This is a genomic window from Xylophilus sp. ASV27, assembly GCF_016428875.1.
In the GTDB taxonomy this organism is placed as follows: domain Bacteria; phylum Pseudomonadota; class Gammaproteobacteria; order Burkholderiales; family Burkholderiaceae_C; genus Xylophilus.
Window position 1 is genome coordinate 26,216 of record NZ_JAELTO010000030.1, and the last position, 15,183, is coordinate 41,398.

The following is a 15,183-nucleotide window of genomic DNA, read 5'->3' on the forward strand; positions in this document are numbered from 1 at the left end:
ATACACGTGGATTCCGACAAGTCCGGCACGTCGCAGCTGCCACCTTTTGCCAATCGCGGGGCGCGGCTTGACAATTTTGTCACCCCCTCGACATGGCGAGGCCAGCGGCACGCTTCAAGGCAAGCGTTACTTTGCATCGAAGCGAGCCGCGCCGTCCCAATCCGCTGGCGGGGGCGATTGCCGGGCGGCGGCGATGCGTTCCAGATAGAGCGCATGGAGCGCCTCCCGCGCCGGCGCGGGAGGGTGGCGCTGCAGCAGATTCAGGGCCCGGTCCCAATCGCAGCGGCGGTAGGCGTCGAGCATGGCGGACCAGGCCGTTTCGGCTTCGGACGTTGCGGGCGCATCCTGCGGGGTGAAGACGGCGACGGCCTGCTGCTTGCCCTGGACCCGCACCAGATCGAGTTCGCGCCAGCCAAAGCCCTCGCCGGCCTGGCGGCGCGTGCTGTCGCTGGCGACGATGGCCACGCCATAGAGCTTGGACAGGCCTTCGAGCCGCGCGCCCAGGTTGACCGCGTCGCCCACCACCGTGTAGCTGCGCCGCAGGTCCGAGCCCATGTCTCCCACGCACATGCTGCCGGTGTTGAGGCCGATGCCGACGCCGATCTCCGGCAGGCCGCGGACGCGGTGCTCGGTGTTGAGCCGCTGCACGGTGTCGACCAGCGCCAGCGCCGCCTCCACGGCCAGGCGCGCGTGCGCGGGCTCTGGCACCGGTGCGCCCCAGAAGGCCATGACGCAGTCGCCCATGTACTTGTCGATGGTGCCGCGGTGGGCGCGGATGGTCTCGGTGAGCCGGCTGAAGACGCTGTTGAGCAGCGCCTGCAGCGCCAGCGGCCCCATGCGTTCCGACAGGGCGGTGAAGCCGCGCATGTCGCAGAACATCACGGTCATCTCGAGGCTGGCGGCCTGCATGCTGTAACGGCCGGGCTGCTTGAGCATCTCCTGCACCAGTTCGCGCGGAACGTAGGTGCCGAACAGCCTGGCCAACTGGCGCTTGGAGCGGGTTTCGACGAAGTAGCCATAGGCGATGTCGAGGCTGAAGGCGAAGCCGACCGCCAGCAGTTGCGCGGCCAGCGGCAGCACCCATGCCGCCGTGCGGTAGAGCCAGAAGTTGAGCCCGGCCAGCGCCGCCGCGAGGGCCAGCGCCAGCGCCGCGCCTGCCGGCACCGACAGCAGCGGCAGCGCCCAGGCGAGCAGCAGACCGGCCGCGAGCAGGGCCAGTACCTCGTACCCGAGCGCATAGTCGGGCCGCACCGGGCTGCGGCCGTCGAGCAGGCCCGAGATCACGTTGGCATGCGTTTCCACCCCGGGATAGGTTTCGCCGACCGGCGTCACGCGCAGGTCCTGCAGCCCCGGCGCGGTGCTGCCCACCAGCACGATCTTTCCGGCGAGTTCGCCGGGCGGCAGGCGCCCGGCCAGCAGGCCCGAGGCCGATACGTAGCGGAACGAGCCCCCCTGCGCGCCGCCCGGTCCCCGGTAGGCCACCAGTATGGCGGCGCGCCGGTCCACGGGCACGGAGTGCAGGCGCTCGCCCTGGTGCAGCAGCACGCGTTCCAGCACCTGGGGCTGGTCCGGCCGCGGCCCAGGCGCGAGGACCGGCAGCACCTCGGGCCCGCCGAGCCAGAGGCGGAACACGGCCAGCGCCAGCGATTCGTAGTAGTCGCCCTGGTATTGTGCCAGCACCGGCAGGGCGCGCACCACGCCGTCGGCATCGGCGATGGCATTGAAAAAGCCGGCGTGCGGCGCGGCCACGCCCAGGCTGGCGAGGTTGGCGCCATAGCCGTCCCACGACAGCGCCCGGATGCGCGGCGGCGCCGCATGGCCTTCGCCGCGCAGAACCGGCGCCGGCAACGTGCCCTTGGTGTGGCCCTCGCGGTCGCTGGTGAAGTAGTAGCCCAGGGCTACCGGCCGCTGCGCCAGGGCGCGGGCAAAGCGGCGGTCATGGTCGAGTTGCGGCTCCAGTTGCCGCAATTGCCCGGCAAATCCCGGCTGCTGGCGCAGGGGTCCATGGGCCAGTTGCTGCAGGCTGCGCAGCCCGGAGCTGTCGTCGGCTTCGGCGAACAGCACGTCGAAGCCGAGCACCGCCACCTGCTGCCGCTCGAACAGTTCATCCACGAGCCGCGCAAGCTTGTCCCGCCCCCAGGGCCAGTGGCCCAGCGCGTCGAGGCTCTTCTCGTCGATGTCGACGATGACGATGCGCTCGTCGCGCGTGCGCGGCATGGTGGCGCGCACGCGCAGGTCGTACAGCGCCTCGTCGAGCCGGCGCACAGGAGGCAGTTCCACCATGCCCAGGGCATGCAGCAGCCCGATACCCATGGGCAGGAGCGCGATGCCCATGCGCAGCCAATGGCAGGACAGCGCTCCCATGGAGGCGGTGCCGGCACGGAAAGACGTCAGCCGAGCGCGTGCCTGAACTGCATGCGTACGCCGGCCATTTCCAGCAGATCGCCGTTCTGCAGCGCCACAGGACCGGACTGCAGGGGCGCGCCGTTGATGGACGGCACGGCGCCGCCTTCGACGCAACTCAGGATGAAGCCACGCCCCCGACGCGTGATGGCGGCGATGCCGATGCCGGACTTGCCGATGGTCGTGACAACCTTGTGGAGGGCCAGCTTGCGGCCCGCCGCGGCGCCGCTCAGCACCTCGATGGTGGGTGTCCGGGAAGCCGTTGCCAATGCCTCATCCGCCAAGGCGGTTTCGGCAAAGAGCGACGGCTGGCCGCCTTCGGGCTCGGTCGCCGCAGGCACGCCGGCGGGCGCCGCGGCCTTGGCAGGCGCAGGCGCGGCCGCCACGTCGGCCGGCGGCAGCCGCGCGTCGTGCTCGAAACGGAGCTGGTACTGGCCGATGCCGATGATGTCGCCGTGGCGCAGCACCTGGCGCTCGACGCGCGCGCCGTTGACGAAGGTGCCATTGGTGCTGCGCAGGTCCTCGATCGCAAGCTCTCCGTCTGCTCCCAGATGCAGGGCGGCGTGCTGGCCGCTGACGGCGAGGTTGTCGATCACGACGTCGCTGTAGGGCCTTCGGCCGAGGGTGGTGCGCTTCTTGACCAATACCACTTCCCGAAGGGCCACGCCTTCGAGCGACAACAACAGCTTGGCCATGCCCGACTCCTGATCCGGTTGCTTGCGTGGCCCGGGCGCCGCCTAGATGCCCAGCCAGCGGGCGATGCGTCCAGGCGTGCGGGGCGGCCCCTCCGCCTGCACCAGCACCACGCTGACATTATCGCGCCCGCCCGCGGCATTCGCGGCCCGCACCAGCGCCTCGGCGCTGCCGTCCATCGGAAGACCGGCGGCCAGCAGGCGGCCGATGGCGCCGTCGTCGAGCATGTCGGTCAGCCCGTCGGAGCACAGCAGATAGCGGTCACCAGGCTCCACCGCGTGCGCGGACAGCTCCAGCCGGATACCGGCGTCGACCCCGAGCGCACGCGTCACCAGGTTGCGGAAGGCCGCGTCCGCCGCATCCTCGCGGCGGATGCGTCCGGCGTCCAGTTCCTCCTGCAGCACCGAATGGTCGTGGGTGAGCTGGCGCAGGCGTCCGCCGCGCAGGCGGTAGCAGCGCGAATCCCCGATGTGGCCGACCAGCATGCGGCGGTCCAGGAACACGCCCAGCACCAGGGTCGTACCCATGCCCTGGTACCCGGGGTGGCTGCGCGCGGCCTCCATGATCGCGCCGTTGGCCTGCGCCACGCAGCGCCGCAGGACGCGGCGCAGTTCCCACACCGTCGGCTTGCCGGGCCTAGTCTGGCGCCAGAGACCGAAGGCCGCATGGACGGTGCGGACGGCGATGCCGCTGGCGATTTCGCCCGCGTTGTAGCCACCGATGCCATCGGCCAGCAGCGCCAGACCGAGCGACGCATCGTGCAGCACGGCGTCTTCGTTGTTCTGCCGGACGCGGCCGGTATCGGAGAGTGCGTGGAACTGGTAGTGCATCGCGGCAGACCGGTCGTGCGCCGCAGCCGACAAGCCGGTCCGCCTGGTGTGCTCAGGCGCCGGCGGCCGATCGTGCGCCGCGCGCCTGCAGCGTCTTGCCTATGAGCACCACGAATGCGGCGCCCGCGGCGGCGGCCGCATAGTGCAGCCAGTGCCGGCCTTCCATCACGCCGCCGAGCGCGCTGTCGCCCACGATGGTTTCGCCGCCGACCCAGCCGATCAACGCCGCGCCGAGCAGCACGATGATGGGGAAGCGCTCCATCAGCTTGATCATCAGCGTGCTGCCGAAGATCACCAGCGGGATGCTGATCGCCAGGCCCAGCACCAGCAGCAGCATGCTGCCCTGCGCGGCCGCGGCCACGGCGATGACGTTGTCCAGGCTCATGACCAGATCGGCGATCAGGATGGTGCGTACCGCGGTCATCAGGTTGCCGTATTCCTTGGATTCGCCCTCACCCTCGTCCTCGTCGCCGAGCAGTTGCACGCCGATCCAGAGCAGCAGGCAGCCGCCGACGATCTGCAGGTAGGGCAGGGCGAGCAGCTTGGCCGCCACCACGGTGAGCGCGATGCGCAGCACCACGGCGGCGCCCGAGCCCCAGAACACCGCCAGCTTCTGCTGGTGCGGCGGCAGCGAGCGCGCGGCCAGGGCGATCACCACGGCGTTGTCGCCAGAGAGAATGATGTTGATCCAGACGATCTTGAGCAGACCGATCCAGAAGTCGGGACTATTGAGGATATCCATCCGTTGCTCCTGTTATGAATGAAGAAGCGCTCCGGGCCAGTGTGCCCCGGAGCGCTTCTTTCTTGTAGAGCGGAGTGTAGAAGCCCCCCGGGCCGATGCAGATGCGTAATTCTGCTTACGGCCCGGTCAGGAAAGGCTTTCGGCGTCTCAGAGCATGGCCTTGAGCAGCTTGGCCATTTCCGACGGGTTGCGCGTGACCTTGAAGCCGCACTCCTCCATCACGGCGAGCTTGGCGTCGGCCGTGTCGGCGCCGCCGGAGATCAGCGCGCCGGCGTGGCCCATGCGCTTGCCCGGAGGCGCGGTGACGCCGGCGATGAAGCCGACGATCGGCTTCTTCATGTGGTCCTTGCACCAGCGGGCCGCCTCAGCCTCGTCCGGGCCGCCGATTTCGCCGATCATGATGACCGCGTCGGTCTCCGGATCGTCGTTGAAGGCCTTCATCACGTCGATGTGCTTCAGGCCATTGATCGGGTCGCCGCCGATGCCCACGGCCGTGGACTGGCCCAGGCCGATCTCGGTCAGTTGCGCCACGGCTTCATAGGTCAGCGTGCCGGAGCGGCTGACCACGCCGATGCGGCCCTTGCGGTGGATGTGGCCGGGCATGATGCCGATCTTGATCTCGTCGGGCGTGATCAAGCCGGGGCAGTTGGGGCCCAGCAGCAGGGTCTTCTTGCCGCCGGCGGCTTCCTTGGCCTTCATCCTGTTGCGCACCTCGAGCATGTCGCGCACGGGGATGCCTTCGGTGATGCAGATCGCCATGTCCAGGTCGGCCTCGACGGCTTCCCAGATGGCGGCCGCCGCGCCCGCGGGCGGCACGTAGATCACCGAGACGGTGGCGCCGGTCTGCGTGGCGGCTTCCTTGACCGAGGCGTAGATCGGGATGTTGAAGATCGACTCGCCGGCCTTCTTCGGGTTCACGCCGGCGACGAAGCAGTTCTTGCCGTTGGCGTATTCCTGGCACTTTTCCGTGTGGAACTGGCCGGTCTTGCCGGTGATGCCCTGGGTGATGACCTTGGTGTCTTTGTTGATGTAGATCGACATGACTGTTCCTTACTTGACCGCCGCCACGACCTTCTGGGCCGCTTCCGCCATGGTGTCCGCGCTGATGATGGGCAGGCCGGATTCGGCCAGCATCTTCTTGCCGAGTTCTTCGTTCGTGCCCTTCATGCGCACGACCAGGGGCACCTGCAGGTTCACGGCCTTGCAGGCGGTGATGACGCCGGTGGCGATGGTGTCGCACTTCATGATGCCGCCGAAGATGTTGACCAGGATGGCCTTGACCTTGGGGTTCTTGAGCATGATCTTGAAGGCTTCGGTGACCTTCTCGGGGGTGGCGCCGCCGCCCACGTCCAGGAAGTTGGCCGGCTCCGCGCCGAACAGCTTGATGGTGTCCATGGTGGCCATGGCCAAGCCCGCGCCGTTGACCAGGCAGCCGATGTCGCCATCGAGGCTGATGTAGGCCAGGTCGAACTTGGAGGCTTCGATTTCCGCCGGGTCCTCCTCGTCCAGATCGCGGTAGGCGACGATTTCCGGGTGGCGGAACAGGGCGTTGGAGTCGAAGTTGAACTTGGCGTCCAGCGCGGTGAGCCTGTTCTTGCTGTCGCGGTTCAGGGGGTTGATTTCCACCAGCGACGCGTCGGTCTCCATGTAGCACTTGTAGAGCTTCTGGAAGATGTCCACGGCCTGCTCTGCGGACTCGGCGGGCAGGCCGATGCCGGCGGCGACCTTGCGCGCCTGCTCGGCGGTGAAGCCCACCAGCGGGTCGATGAACTCGGTGATGATCTTCTCGGGCGTCGCGTGCGCCACTTCCTCGATGTCCATGCCGCCTTCGCTGGAGGCGATGAACGCCAGCTTCTGCGTGGCGCGGTCGGTCACGATGGAGACGTAGTACTCCTTCTGGATGTCGGCGCCGTCTTCGATGTAGAGGCGGCGCACCTTCTGGCCTTCGGGGCCGGTCTGGTGGGTCTTGAGCTGCATGCCCAGGATCTCGCCGGCGATGCGCTTGACGTCCTCGATGCTCTTGGCGACCTTCACGCCGCCGCCCTTGCCGCGGCCGCCCGCATGGATCTGGGCCTTGACGACCCAGACCGGGCCGCCGAGTTTCTGGGCGGCCTCGACCGCCTCCTGGACCGTGAACGCAGCGATGCCGCGCGGCACGGGCACACCGAAGTTGCGCAAGATTTCCTTGCCTTGGTATTCGTGAATCTTCATGAGGGCTCTCTCAGGAGAAAGGATGGACGGCGGACCCGGCGGCCGGAGAAGCAGATGGGAGATGCGTTGAGCAAGAAACCTGTGCTGGCAGCGGGCATGGGGCACAGCAGCCGCGAACTGTATCATGGGCGACTCCACGCCCCCGGCCGCTCCGGCCCCCGTGTCCACGGCGTGGAACTGCGCAGGAACCCACAGGAATGTCCAAGGTCTTCATCGATGGCGAAGCCGGCACCACCGGCTTGCAGATCCGCGAGCGGCTCCAGCAGATGCCGCAGGTCGAACTGGTGAGCATCGCGCCCGAGCGACGCAAGGATCCGGCGGCCAAGCGCGAACTGATCGCCGGCGTGGACCTGGTGGTGCTGTGCCTGCACGACGACGCGGCGCGCGACACCGTGGCCATGGTCGACGCGCTGCCCGGCCGCCGCCCGAAGATCATCGACGCCTCGACCGCGCACCGCGTGGCGCCGGGCTGGGTGTTCGGCTTTCCCGAGCTGGTCGCGGGCCAGCAGGAGGCCGTGGCCGCCGCCGAGCGCGTGGCCAACCCGGGCTGCTACGCCACCGGCGCCATCGCCATCCTGCGCCCGCTGGTGGACGCCGGCCTGCTGCCGCCGGATTTCCCCGTGGCGCTGCCGTCGGTCAGCGGCTACTCGGGCGGCGGGCGCGCCATGATCGAAGCCTACGAGGCAGGCCACGCGCCGGCCTTCGAGGCCTATGCGCTGGGCCTCTCGCACAAGCACATCCCCGAGATCATGCGCTACACCGGGCTCACGCGCCGGCCGGTGTTCGTCCCCTCGGTCGGCAACTTCCGGCAGGGCATGCTGGTGCAGTTGCCGCTGCACCTGGACCTGCTGCCGGGCAAGCCCAAAGCCAGCGACCTGCACGACGCGCTGGCCGCGCACTATGCCCGGAGCAATACGCCCGAGCAGTTCGTACGGGTGCTGCCGCCGACCGAAGACGGCAAGCTCGACGCGCTGGCGCTCAACGACACCAACCGGCTGGAGCTGCGCGTGTTCCCGAACGAGGGCCACCGCCACGCCGTGGTGATCGCCCGGCTCGACAACCTGGGCAAGGGCGCCAGCGGCGCGGCGGTGCAGAACCTGCGCCTCATGCTCGGGGTTTGAGCCCTCCCCCAGGCGTCGCACGGCGTGTCTTCGCCGCCCCCCTTCCGGGGGCGGTGCCTGCGGCCCGGCGGAGCCGGTTGCGCGGCATCCCGCGCATGGCGGCGGCTCAGGCCAGGTAGTAGCCGACCGGCTTGAGCGGCGGCGGCGGGTCGGGGTCGCCCAGGGACTCGCGCAGGTCGATCTCCAGCGTGCGGCACAGCGCCGTCAGCGGCAGGTCGTTGGCCTCGGTGCCGAAGGGCTCCTCGATCTCGTCGCCCAGCGCATCCAGGCCGAAGAAGGTGTAGGCGATGATGGCCACCACGAAGGGCGTCATGAAGCCGATCGAGTCCACCAGCCCGAAGGGCAGCAGGTAGCAGTACAGGTAGGCGGTGCGGTGCAGCAGCAGGCTGTACGAGAACGGCACCGGCGTGCCGTGGATGCGCTCGCAGGAGGCGGCGGCGCCGGCCAGCGCCGAGAGCGTCGCGTCCACGCTGGCGGCCAGGCAGGCATCGATGCGCCGGCCGCGCAGCGCCTCCTGCAGGTCGTCGCCCATGCGCATCAGCAGGTAGTGCGGCCGGTTGGCGCAGGACTGCGCGCCGCGCCATTCGGCCTCGCGCAGCAGCCGCCGCACGTCGTCGGCGGCGTCGGTGCCGCGCAACTGGTGGCGCAGCACGTGGGCGAACGCGGCGGCGCGCAGCGTCATGCGCACCCGCAGGTCGCCCAGGCCCTGGCGCAGTTCGGCCGGGCCGTCGCCGGCGATCAGGCTCTGGCACTGCCGCGCCAGGCTGCGGCTGCGCAGGATCACCTCGCCCCAGAGCTTGCGCGCCTCCCAGAAGCGGTCGTAGGCGGCGTTGTTGCGAAACCCGAGGAAGATCGCCAGCGGCAGGCCGATCAGGGTGAAGGGCACGGTGCCGATCGGGATCTTCAGCTGGCCGAGGCTGCCGTGCGCCACGGTCACCAGCACGGCCACCAGCAGGTTGAGCAGCAGGGCTGGCGCAATGCGCGGCAGCACCGAACCGCGCAGCAGCAGGAACATCTTCAGCCCGGAGGGGCGATTGCGGACAATCATGGGAACGAGGCCATCGCGCGGTCAGGCATGGGCCACCAGGAAAAACCCGCGATTGTCCCGCATATGCTCAGTCCTCGCCCCCGCCGCCGGCCAGCACGCGACGCACCGCCTCGGGCGCGAAACCGCGCGCCACCAGAAAGCGCGTCTGCCGGGCGCGCTCGGCCGCATCCGCCGGCGGCGCGCCGAAACGGCGCTGCCAGAGGGCGCGGGCGCGCGCCAGTTCCGAGTCCTGGAGGCCCGCCAGCGCCGCGGCCATGGCCTCGGGCGCGATGCCTTTTTGCTGCAGTTCCTGGCGGATGCGCGCGGCGCCCAGGCGCTGGGCCCGCCGGTGCACCACCGACTCGACCAGGCGCGCCTCGCTCAGAAAGCCCTTGGCCGTGAGTTCGTCCAGCACGCGCTCGATGGCGCCGGGCTCTTCTTCATGGGGCGCGAGCTTGCGCCGCAGTTCGGCGCGCGAATGTTCGCGCGCCGAGAGGTAGCGCAGGGCACGGCCCTTGAGGGATAGCTGACCGAAGGCCATGGCGGCTCGCTTGCGGCAGGCGGATGCTATATAAAATATAGCTGAATGCCCAGGTACTACCTGGGCTACAGCCACTTTTTCCTTGGAAAACGCAGTCCTTATTCGGCTGCGGCGGCCGCCGGCACCAGGTCGGCGGGCAGCAGCGCGATGCCCAGGCTCTCGCGCACCTTGTTCTCGATTTCGCGCGCCAACGCGGGGTTCTCGCGCAGGAACTCGCGGGCGTTGTCGCGGCCCTGGCCGATCTTCTCGCCCTGGTAGGCGTACCAGGCGCCGGACTTCTCGATGATCTTGGCCTCCACGCCCATGTCGATGATCTCGCCCTCGCGGCTGATGCCCTCGCCGAACAGGATGTCGAACTCGGCCGTCTTGAAGGGTGGGCTGACCTTGTTCTTGACCACCTTGACCTTGGTCTCGTTGCCGATCACCTCGTCGCCCTTCTTGATCGAGCCGATGCGGCGGATGTCCAGGCGCACCGAGGCGTAGAACTTCAACGCATTGCCGCCGGTGGTGGTCTCGGGGCTGCCGAACATCACGCCGATCTTCATGCGGATCTGGTTGATGAAGATGACCATGCAGTTGGTCTTCTTGATGGTGGCGGTGAGCTTGCGCAGCGCCTGGCTCATCAGGCGCGCCTGCAGGCCGGGCAGGCTGTCGCCCATGTCGCCCTCGATTTCGGCCTTGGGCGTGAGCGCGGCGACCGAGTCGATGACGATCAGGTCCACCGCGCCCGAGCGCACCAGGCTGTCGACGATCTCCAGCGCCTGCTCGCCGGTGTCGGGCTGGGAGATCAGCAGTTCCTGCAGGTTCACGCCGAGCTTCTGGGCGTACTGCGTGTCGAGCGCGTGCTCGGCATCGACGAAGGCGCAGGTGCCGGCCTGGCGCTGCATCTCGGCGATCACCTGCAGGGTGAGGGTGGTCTTGCCGGAGGATTCCGGGCCGTAGATCTCGACCACGCGGCCGCGCGGCAGGCCGCCCACGCCCAGCGCCACGTCCAGGCCGAGCGAGCCGGTGGAGACGACCTGGATGTCCTGCACCACCTCGCCCTCGCCGAGCCGCATGATGGTGCCCTTGCCGAACTGCTTCTCGATCTGGGCCAGCGCGGCCTGCAGGGCCTTGGCTTTCTCGGCAGCGGCGGCGGCATTCTTGACGGGAGCGTCCATGTGAAAAATCTCCTGGAGGATCAACGGCTTGCAGAAACCCAGGCCACTGACTCAATGCACAGCCTGGATGCTTGAACAGTAGTGTAGACAGGACGTACCTTCCCGTAAACCCATTTTTTGATCAGTTTGCCTTACCATTTGCGCATGAACGAAACGAGCAGATCCACGCCGGACGACGGCTGGCGGCAGGGCCACCTGGGGCGCCTGCTCGGCGAGGCGCTGCGCCGCTTCGACGCGCGCGTGCTGGAGCGCATGGCGCATGACGAGGCGGTGCCGCTGGCGCTGTCCCACCTGGCGGCGCACGCGCAGGTGAGCGCGGCCCACGTGCACATCACGCGCCACCTGGCGCTGCAGGGCTCGCGCCTGACCGACCTGGCCGCCGCCGCCGGCATGAGCAAGCAGGCCATGGGCGACCTGGTCGACCAGTGCGAGGCCTGGGGCCTGGTGGAGCGCGGGCCCGACGCGCGCGACGCACGGGCGCGGCTGGTGCGCTTCACGCCGGCCGGACTGGACTGGCTGGCCGGTTTCCGCCGCGCGGTGGAGCAGGCCGAGGCCGAATTCCGCGCCGAGGTCGGGCCCGAGGTCGCCACCGTGGTGCGGCTCGGGCTGGAGGTGTATGCACGCTAGGAGGCTGCCGGGCTTGTCATCCGTCATCTCACCCCCCGAAAGGGAACACGGCGGCCGCCCCACGGGTTACCCTTTGGACAGCACCATCGTCGCTCGCATGGCCCTTTTGACGCTCTCTCCCCTCCCCCTCGCGGCGGCGCTGCCTCGCCGCCGCGCCCGCGGGGCACCGCACCGGCAATGACGGGTGTCGCGCATGCCCCTTCTCCCGCGCGCGGCGCCACGGCGCGGCTGGCGCTGGGCACCCGGCTGATGCTCGCCACGCTGGGCTTCTGCCTGGCGTTCACGCTGGTGACCGTGGCGGCGCGCACCTGGTCCGCCTGGCGCGGCGGCATCGCCTCGATGGCGGCCGACCTGAGCCTGCTGGAGCAGGTGTTCCAGCCGGCGCTGGAGCGCTCGGTCTGGGACATGGACCGCGAGGCGCTGCAGGTGCACGTGGGCAGCCTGGCGAGCGCGGAGCCGGTGGGCCGGGTGGAACTGGTGGTCACCTCGGACAACCGGCCGACCGAGACCTTCAGCCGCCAGCGCGAGGGCTGGGAGTCGTCGCGGATGGCGCCGACGCGGCGTGTCGAGCTGGTGCACGTTCCATTCGCCGGAAGGCAGGAGACCGTGGGCCTGCTCACGCTGTATGGCGACGAGCGCGTGCTCTGGTCGCGCCTGCAGCGCGAGGCGCTCGCGATCGGGCTGACCCAGTTGATCCAGTCGCTGCTGCTGGCCAGCCTGGTGGTGCTGGTGTTCAGCCGGCTGGTGACGCAGCACGTGCGGCGCATCGCCGAACACCTGGAGCAGCTCAGCGCCGAGACTCTCGATCGCCCGCTGGTGCTGCAGCGCCCTGCCGGACGCCGCGACGAGCTGAGCCAGCTGGAGGCCGGCGTCAACCACCTGCAGGCCAACCTGTCGGACCACCTGCGGCGCCAGCAACGCTACGAGCACGAGTTGGCGGGCCACCGCGACCGACTGGCCGAGCTGGTGCAGGCCCGCACCGTCGAGCTGGAAGCCGCCAACCACCAGCTCCAGACCCTGTCGCGCACCGACCCGCTGACCGGCCTGGCCAACCGCCGCCATTTCGACGAGGCCGCCGCCACGGAATTCAAGCGCGCGCGGCGCAGCGGGCGGCCGCTGTGCCTGCTGCTGGCCGACCTCGACTACTTCAAGCGCTACAACGACCGCCATGGCCATGCCGCGGGCGACGCCAGCCTGGTGCGCATCGCCGGCACCCTGCGGGATTGCGCCAGCCGCGCCGGCGAGCTGGTCGCGCGCATCGGCGGCGAGGAGTTCGCCGTGCTGCTGCCCGACACCCAGGCCGCGCAGGGCAGGGCGCTGGCGCAGCGCATCTGCGATGCGGTGGCCCGGCTCGACATCGCCCACGGAGCCTCCGAGGTGGCGCCGCATATCACGCTGAGCGTGGGCGTGGCGCAGTACGACCCTCAGGGCACGCCGGACTTCGCCGCTCTGTTCCAGGAGGCCGACGCGGCCCTCTACCGCTCCAAGCACCGGGGCCGCAACCAGGCCAGTGGGTGACATGAACCACCCCCAGGCTGCGCGCTGCGCGTCTTCGCCTTCCCCCTGCGAGGGGGCTGAGCCCGTACACGAAAGGTCCGGTGGACCTTTCGTGACTGGCGAAGGGCCGGGCCGCTGGCCCGGCGCGGTCTGCAAGACCTCTCCTGCGGACCGGCGCAGCCGGTTCCGCGGATGCCCTGGCATGGCCTGCCGCGCGGCCTTTGGCACCTTTGTGCGCCTGATGCGCAGCGCCTTGGAGGACTGACATGCCGGATGCATACCGCCTTCGATTCCTGCGGCGCGCCGCCTGCGGACTGCTGCTGGCCGGCATCGGCGGGGCTGCGGGCGCGCAGGCCCTGCGCGTGGTGACCGAGGCCACGGCCTATACCTTCGACGAGAACGGCACCACGCCCGGCCCGGCCACCGCCCTGGTGCGCGCGACCCTGGAGCGCGCCGACATCCACGACTACCGGCTCGACCTCTACCCTTGGGCGCGCGCCTACGACAAGGCCTTGAACGAGCCCAACGTGCTGATCTACCTGATCGCCCGCACGCCGGAGCGCGAGCCGCTGTTCCTCTGGACGGCCGAGGTGCTGCGCATACAGTACCACCTGTACCGTCTGGCCGAGCGCAGCGACATCCGCGTCGCCAGCCTGGCCGACGCGCAGCGCTACGTGGTGGGCGTGGTGCGCGACGACCTGCGCCACGAGTACCTGCGCAAGCGCGGCTTCACGCGCCTGACGGTATCGGCCCAGGAGCCGGAAAGCATGCGCCGGCTGCTGGCGCGACAGGTGGACCTGCTGCCGCTGGCGGAGATCGACGCCGAGCAACTGTGCCGCGACACGCGGCCGCGCTGCACCGGCCTGGTCCGCGTGCTCACGCTCGATGAGCTGACCGGCGGGCTCTACATGGCGTACAGCCGCGGCACCGCCCCCGCGCTGGTGGAGCGCACGCGAGAGGCCTTCGCGCAGTTGAGCGCCGAAGGCGCCGTGCAGCGCGCCTTCGCGGGCCTGCCCGGCAGCGCCGTGCCGGAGCCGGATGCGCCGCACGCAGTGCCCGCTCCGCCCAAGAGCAAACCCTGAGCATGGGGCGTGTCATCCTTCATTTCGCGGGGGCGGAATGAAGGATGACACGCCCTAGAATTTGCCCCGGCGCGCGCCCGGTGCAGCCAAGGAGACAAGACATGCGGATCCTCATCGCCGAAGACGACCAGGTGCTGGCCGATGGCCTGCTGCGCACGCTGCGGGCCTCGGGCGCGGCGGTGGACCACGTGGCCAACGGCAGCGAAGCCGACGCCGCGCTGATGACCACGGACGAGTTCGACCTGCTGATCCTCGACCTGGGCCTGCCCCGGCTGCACGGGCTGGAGGTGCTGCGCAAGCTGCGCGGCCGCGGCTCCAGCCTGCCGGTGCTGATCCTGACCGCGGCCGACAGCGTGGAGGAGCGCGTCAAGGGCCTGGACCTCGGCGCCGACGACTACATGGCCAAGCCCTTCAGCCTGCAGGAACTCGAGGCGCGGGTGCGCGCGCTGACCCGGCGCGGCATGGGCGCCACCAGCAACACCATCAGGCACGGCCCGCTGCAGTACGACCAGGCCGGCCGCGTCGCCACCATCGACGGGCGCATGGTCGAACTGTCGGCGCGCGAGCTGGGCCTGCTGGAGGTGCTGCTGCAGCGCGCCGGGCGCCTGGTGAGCAAGGACCAGTTGGTCGACCGCCTGTGCGAGTGGGGCGAGGAGGTCAGCAACAACGCCATCGAGGTCTACATCCACCGCCTGCGCAAGAAGATCGAGAAGGGCCCGATCCGCATCGCCACGGTGCGCGGCCTGGGCTATTGCCTGGAAAAGATCCCGGGTTGAAATGCTACATAAAACGTAGCATAAAGCCTAGAATCTACCTTGGCTTCAGGCATATTTCCCTCAAGAAACCATCTTGAAACTGTTCCAGCGCCAGCAGCGCTCGCTCTTTGGCGAGATCCTCGACTGGATGCTCACGCCCCTGCTGCTGCTGTGGCCGGTGAGCCTGGCGCTGACCTGGCTGGTGGCGCAGGGCATCGCCAACAAGCCGTTCGACCGGGCGCTCGAATACAACGCCCATGCGCTGGCCCAGTTCGTCAGTTGGCAGGACGGCCGGGTGCAGTTCAACCTGCCGCAGCCGGCCAGCGAGCTGCTGCGCGCGGACGATGCCGACACGGTCTACTACCAGGCTGTCTCTTATACACATCTAAAAAGGGGGGGGGGGGGGGGGGGGGGGGGGGGGGGGGGGGGGGGGGGGGGGGGGGGGGGGGGGGGGGGGGGGGGGGGGGGGGGGGGGGGGGGGGGGGGGGGGGGGG

15 protein-coding genes are annotated in these 15,183 nt (G+C 69.7%); 6 read left to right on the top strand and 9 right to left on the bottom strand.

The window, feature by feature from the left end; all coding sequences use genetic code 11:
• Nucleotides 1-126: 126 nt before the first annotated feature.
• From JHD63_RS08680 to sucC, 6 genes are all read right to left on the bottom strand, one after another.
• Nucleotides 127-2,364 (bottom strand): CHASE2 domain-containing protein, encoded by a 2,238-nt coding sequence (locus JHD63_RS08680; RefSeq protein WP_198970352.1) that lies wholly within the window; start codon nucleotides 2,362-2,364, stop codon nucleotides 127-129.
• 26 nt (nucleotides 2,365-2,390) lie between these two features.
• Nucleotides 2,391-3,098 carry an FHA domain-containing protein gene (locus tag JHD63_RS08685; protein WP_198970353.1) on the bottom strand — a complete coding sequence of 236 codons (708 nt, stop codon included), beginning with the start codon at nucleotides 3,096-3,098 and terminating at the stop codon, nucleotides 2,391-2,393.
• A gap of 42 nt (nucleotides 3,099-3,140) precedes the next feature.
• Nucleotides 3,141-3,926 carry a PP2C family protein-serine/threonine phosphatase gene (locus JHD63_RS08690; protein ID WP_198970354.1) on the bottom strand — a complete coding sequence of 262 codons (786 nt, stop codon included), beginning with the start codon at nucleotides 3,924-3,926 and terminating at the stop codon, nucleotides 3,141-3,143.
• Nucleotides 3,927-3,978: 52 nt separating this feature from the next.
• Nucleotides 3,979-4,668, bottom strand: a complete 690-nt coding sequence (locus JHD63_RS08695) for a TerC family protein (protein WP_198970355.1) — start codon at nucleotides 4,666-4,668, stop codon at nucleotides 3,979-3,981.
• A gap of 147 nt (nucleotides 4,669-4,815) precedes the next feature.
• Nucleotides 4,816-5,709, bottom strand: a complete 894-nt coding sequence (gene sucD, locus JHD63_RS08700) for a succinate--CoA ligase subunit alpha (protein WP_198970356.1) — start codon at nucleotides 5,707-5,709, stop codon at nucleotides 4,816-4,818.
• 9 nt (nucleotides 5,710-5,718) lie between these two features.
• Nucleotides 5,719-6,879 carry an ADP-forming succinate--CoA ligase subunit beta gene (sucC, locus tag JHD63_RS08705; RefSeq protein ID WP_198970357.1) on the bottom strand — a complete coding sequence of 387 codons (1,161 nt, stop codon included), beginning with the start codon at nucleotides 6,877-6,879 and terminating at the stop codon, nucleotides 5,719-5,721.
• Nucleotides 6,880-7,076: 197 nt separating this feature from the next.
• Between sucC and argC the strand changes: the two genes are divergently transcribed.
• Entirely contained in the window at nucleotides 7,077-8,000 is a 924-nt protein-coding gene (argC, locus tag JHD63_RS08710; protein WP_198970358.1) for an N-acetyl-gamma-glutamyl-phosphate reductase, read from the top strand.
• 106 nt (nucleotides 8,001-8,106) lie between these two features.
• Here argC and JHD63_RS08715 read toward each other — a convergent pair whose 3' ends face one another.
• From JHD63_RS08715 to recA, 3 genes are all read right to left on the bottom strand, one after another.
• Entirely contained in the window at nucleotides 8,107-9,048 is a 942-nt protein-coding gene (locus tag JHD63_RS08715; protein WP_198970359.1) for a bestrophin family protein, read from the bottom strand.
• Between the two features lie 67 nt (nucleotides 9,049-9,115).
• On the bottom strand, nucleotides 9,116-9,568 hold the full coding sequence (gene recX / locus JHD63_RS08720) for a recombination regulator RecX (RefSeq protein ID WP_198970360.1): 453 nt from the start codon (nucleotides 9,566-9,568) through the stop codon (nucleotides 9,116-9,118).
• 98 nt (nucleotides 9,569-9,666) lie between these two features.
• The gene (gene recA / locus JHD63_RS08725) at nucleotides 9,667-10,728 is read right to left on the bottom strand and encodes a recombinase RecA (RefSeq protein WP_198970361.1); all 1,062 of its coding nucleotides are present in this window, start codon (nucleotides 10,726-10,728) and stop codon (nucleotides 9,667-9,669) included.
• Between the two features lie 144 nt (nucleotides 10,729-10,872).
• Here recA and JHD63_RS08730 point away from each other — a divergent pair, with 144 nt between their 5' ends.
• The 5 genes from JHD63_RS08730 to JHD63_RS08750 all read left to right on the top strand — a co-directional run.
• Nucleotides 10,873-11,355, top strand: a complete 483-nt coding sequence (locus JHD63_RS08730) for a MarR family winged helix-turn-helix transcriptional regulator (RefSeq protein WP_198970362.1) — start codon at nucleotides 10,873-10,875, stop codon at nucleotides 11,353-11,355.
• Between the two features lie 177 nt (nucleotides 11,356-11,532).
• Nucleotides 11,533-12,873 carry a GGDEF domain-containing protein gene (locus JHD63_RS08735; RefSeq protein WP_198970363.1) on the top strand — a complete coding sequence of 447 codons (1,341 nt, stop codon included), beginning with the start codon at nucleotides 11,533-11,535 and terminating at the stop codon, nucleotides 12,871-12,873.
• 245 nt (nucleotides 12,874-13,118) lie between these two features.
• Nucleotides 13,119-13,934, top strand: a complete 816-nt coding sequence (locus tag JHD63_RS08740) for a substrate-binding periplasmic protein (RefSeq protein ID WP_198970364.1) — start codon at nucleotides 13,119-13,121, stop codon at nucleotides 13,932-13,934.
• A gap of 101 nt (nucleotides 13,935-14,035) precedes the next feature.
• On the top strand, nucleotides 14,036-14,710 hold the full coding sequence (locus JHD63_RS08745; RefSeq protein ID WP_198970365.1) for a response regulator: 675 nt from the start codon (nucleotides 14,036-14,038) through the stop codon (nucleotides 14,708-14,710).
• A gap of 73 nt (nucleotides 14,711-14,783) precedes the next feature.
• A partial coding sequence (locus tag JHD63_RS08750; RefSeq protein ID WP_198970366.1) for a sensor histidine kinase N-terminal domain-containing protein occupies nucleotides 14,784-15,183 on the top strand: 400 nt, incomplete at its 3' end.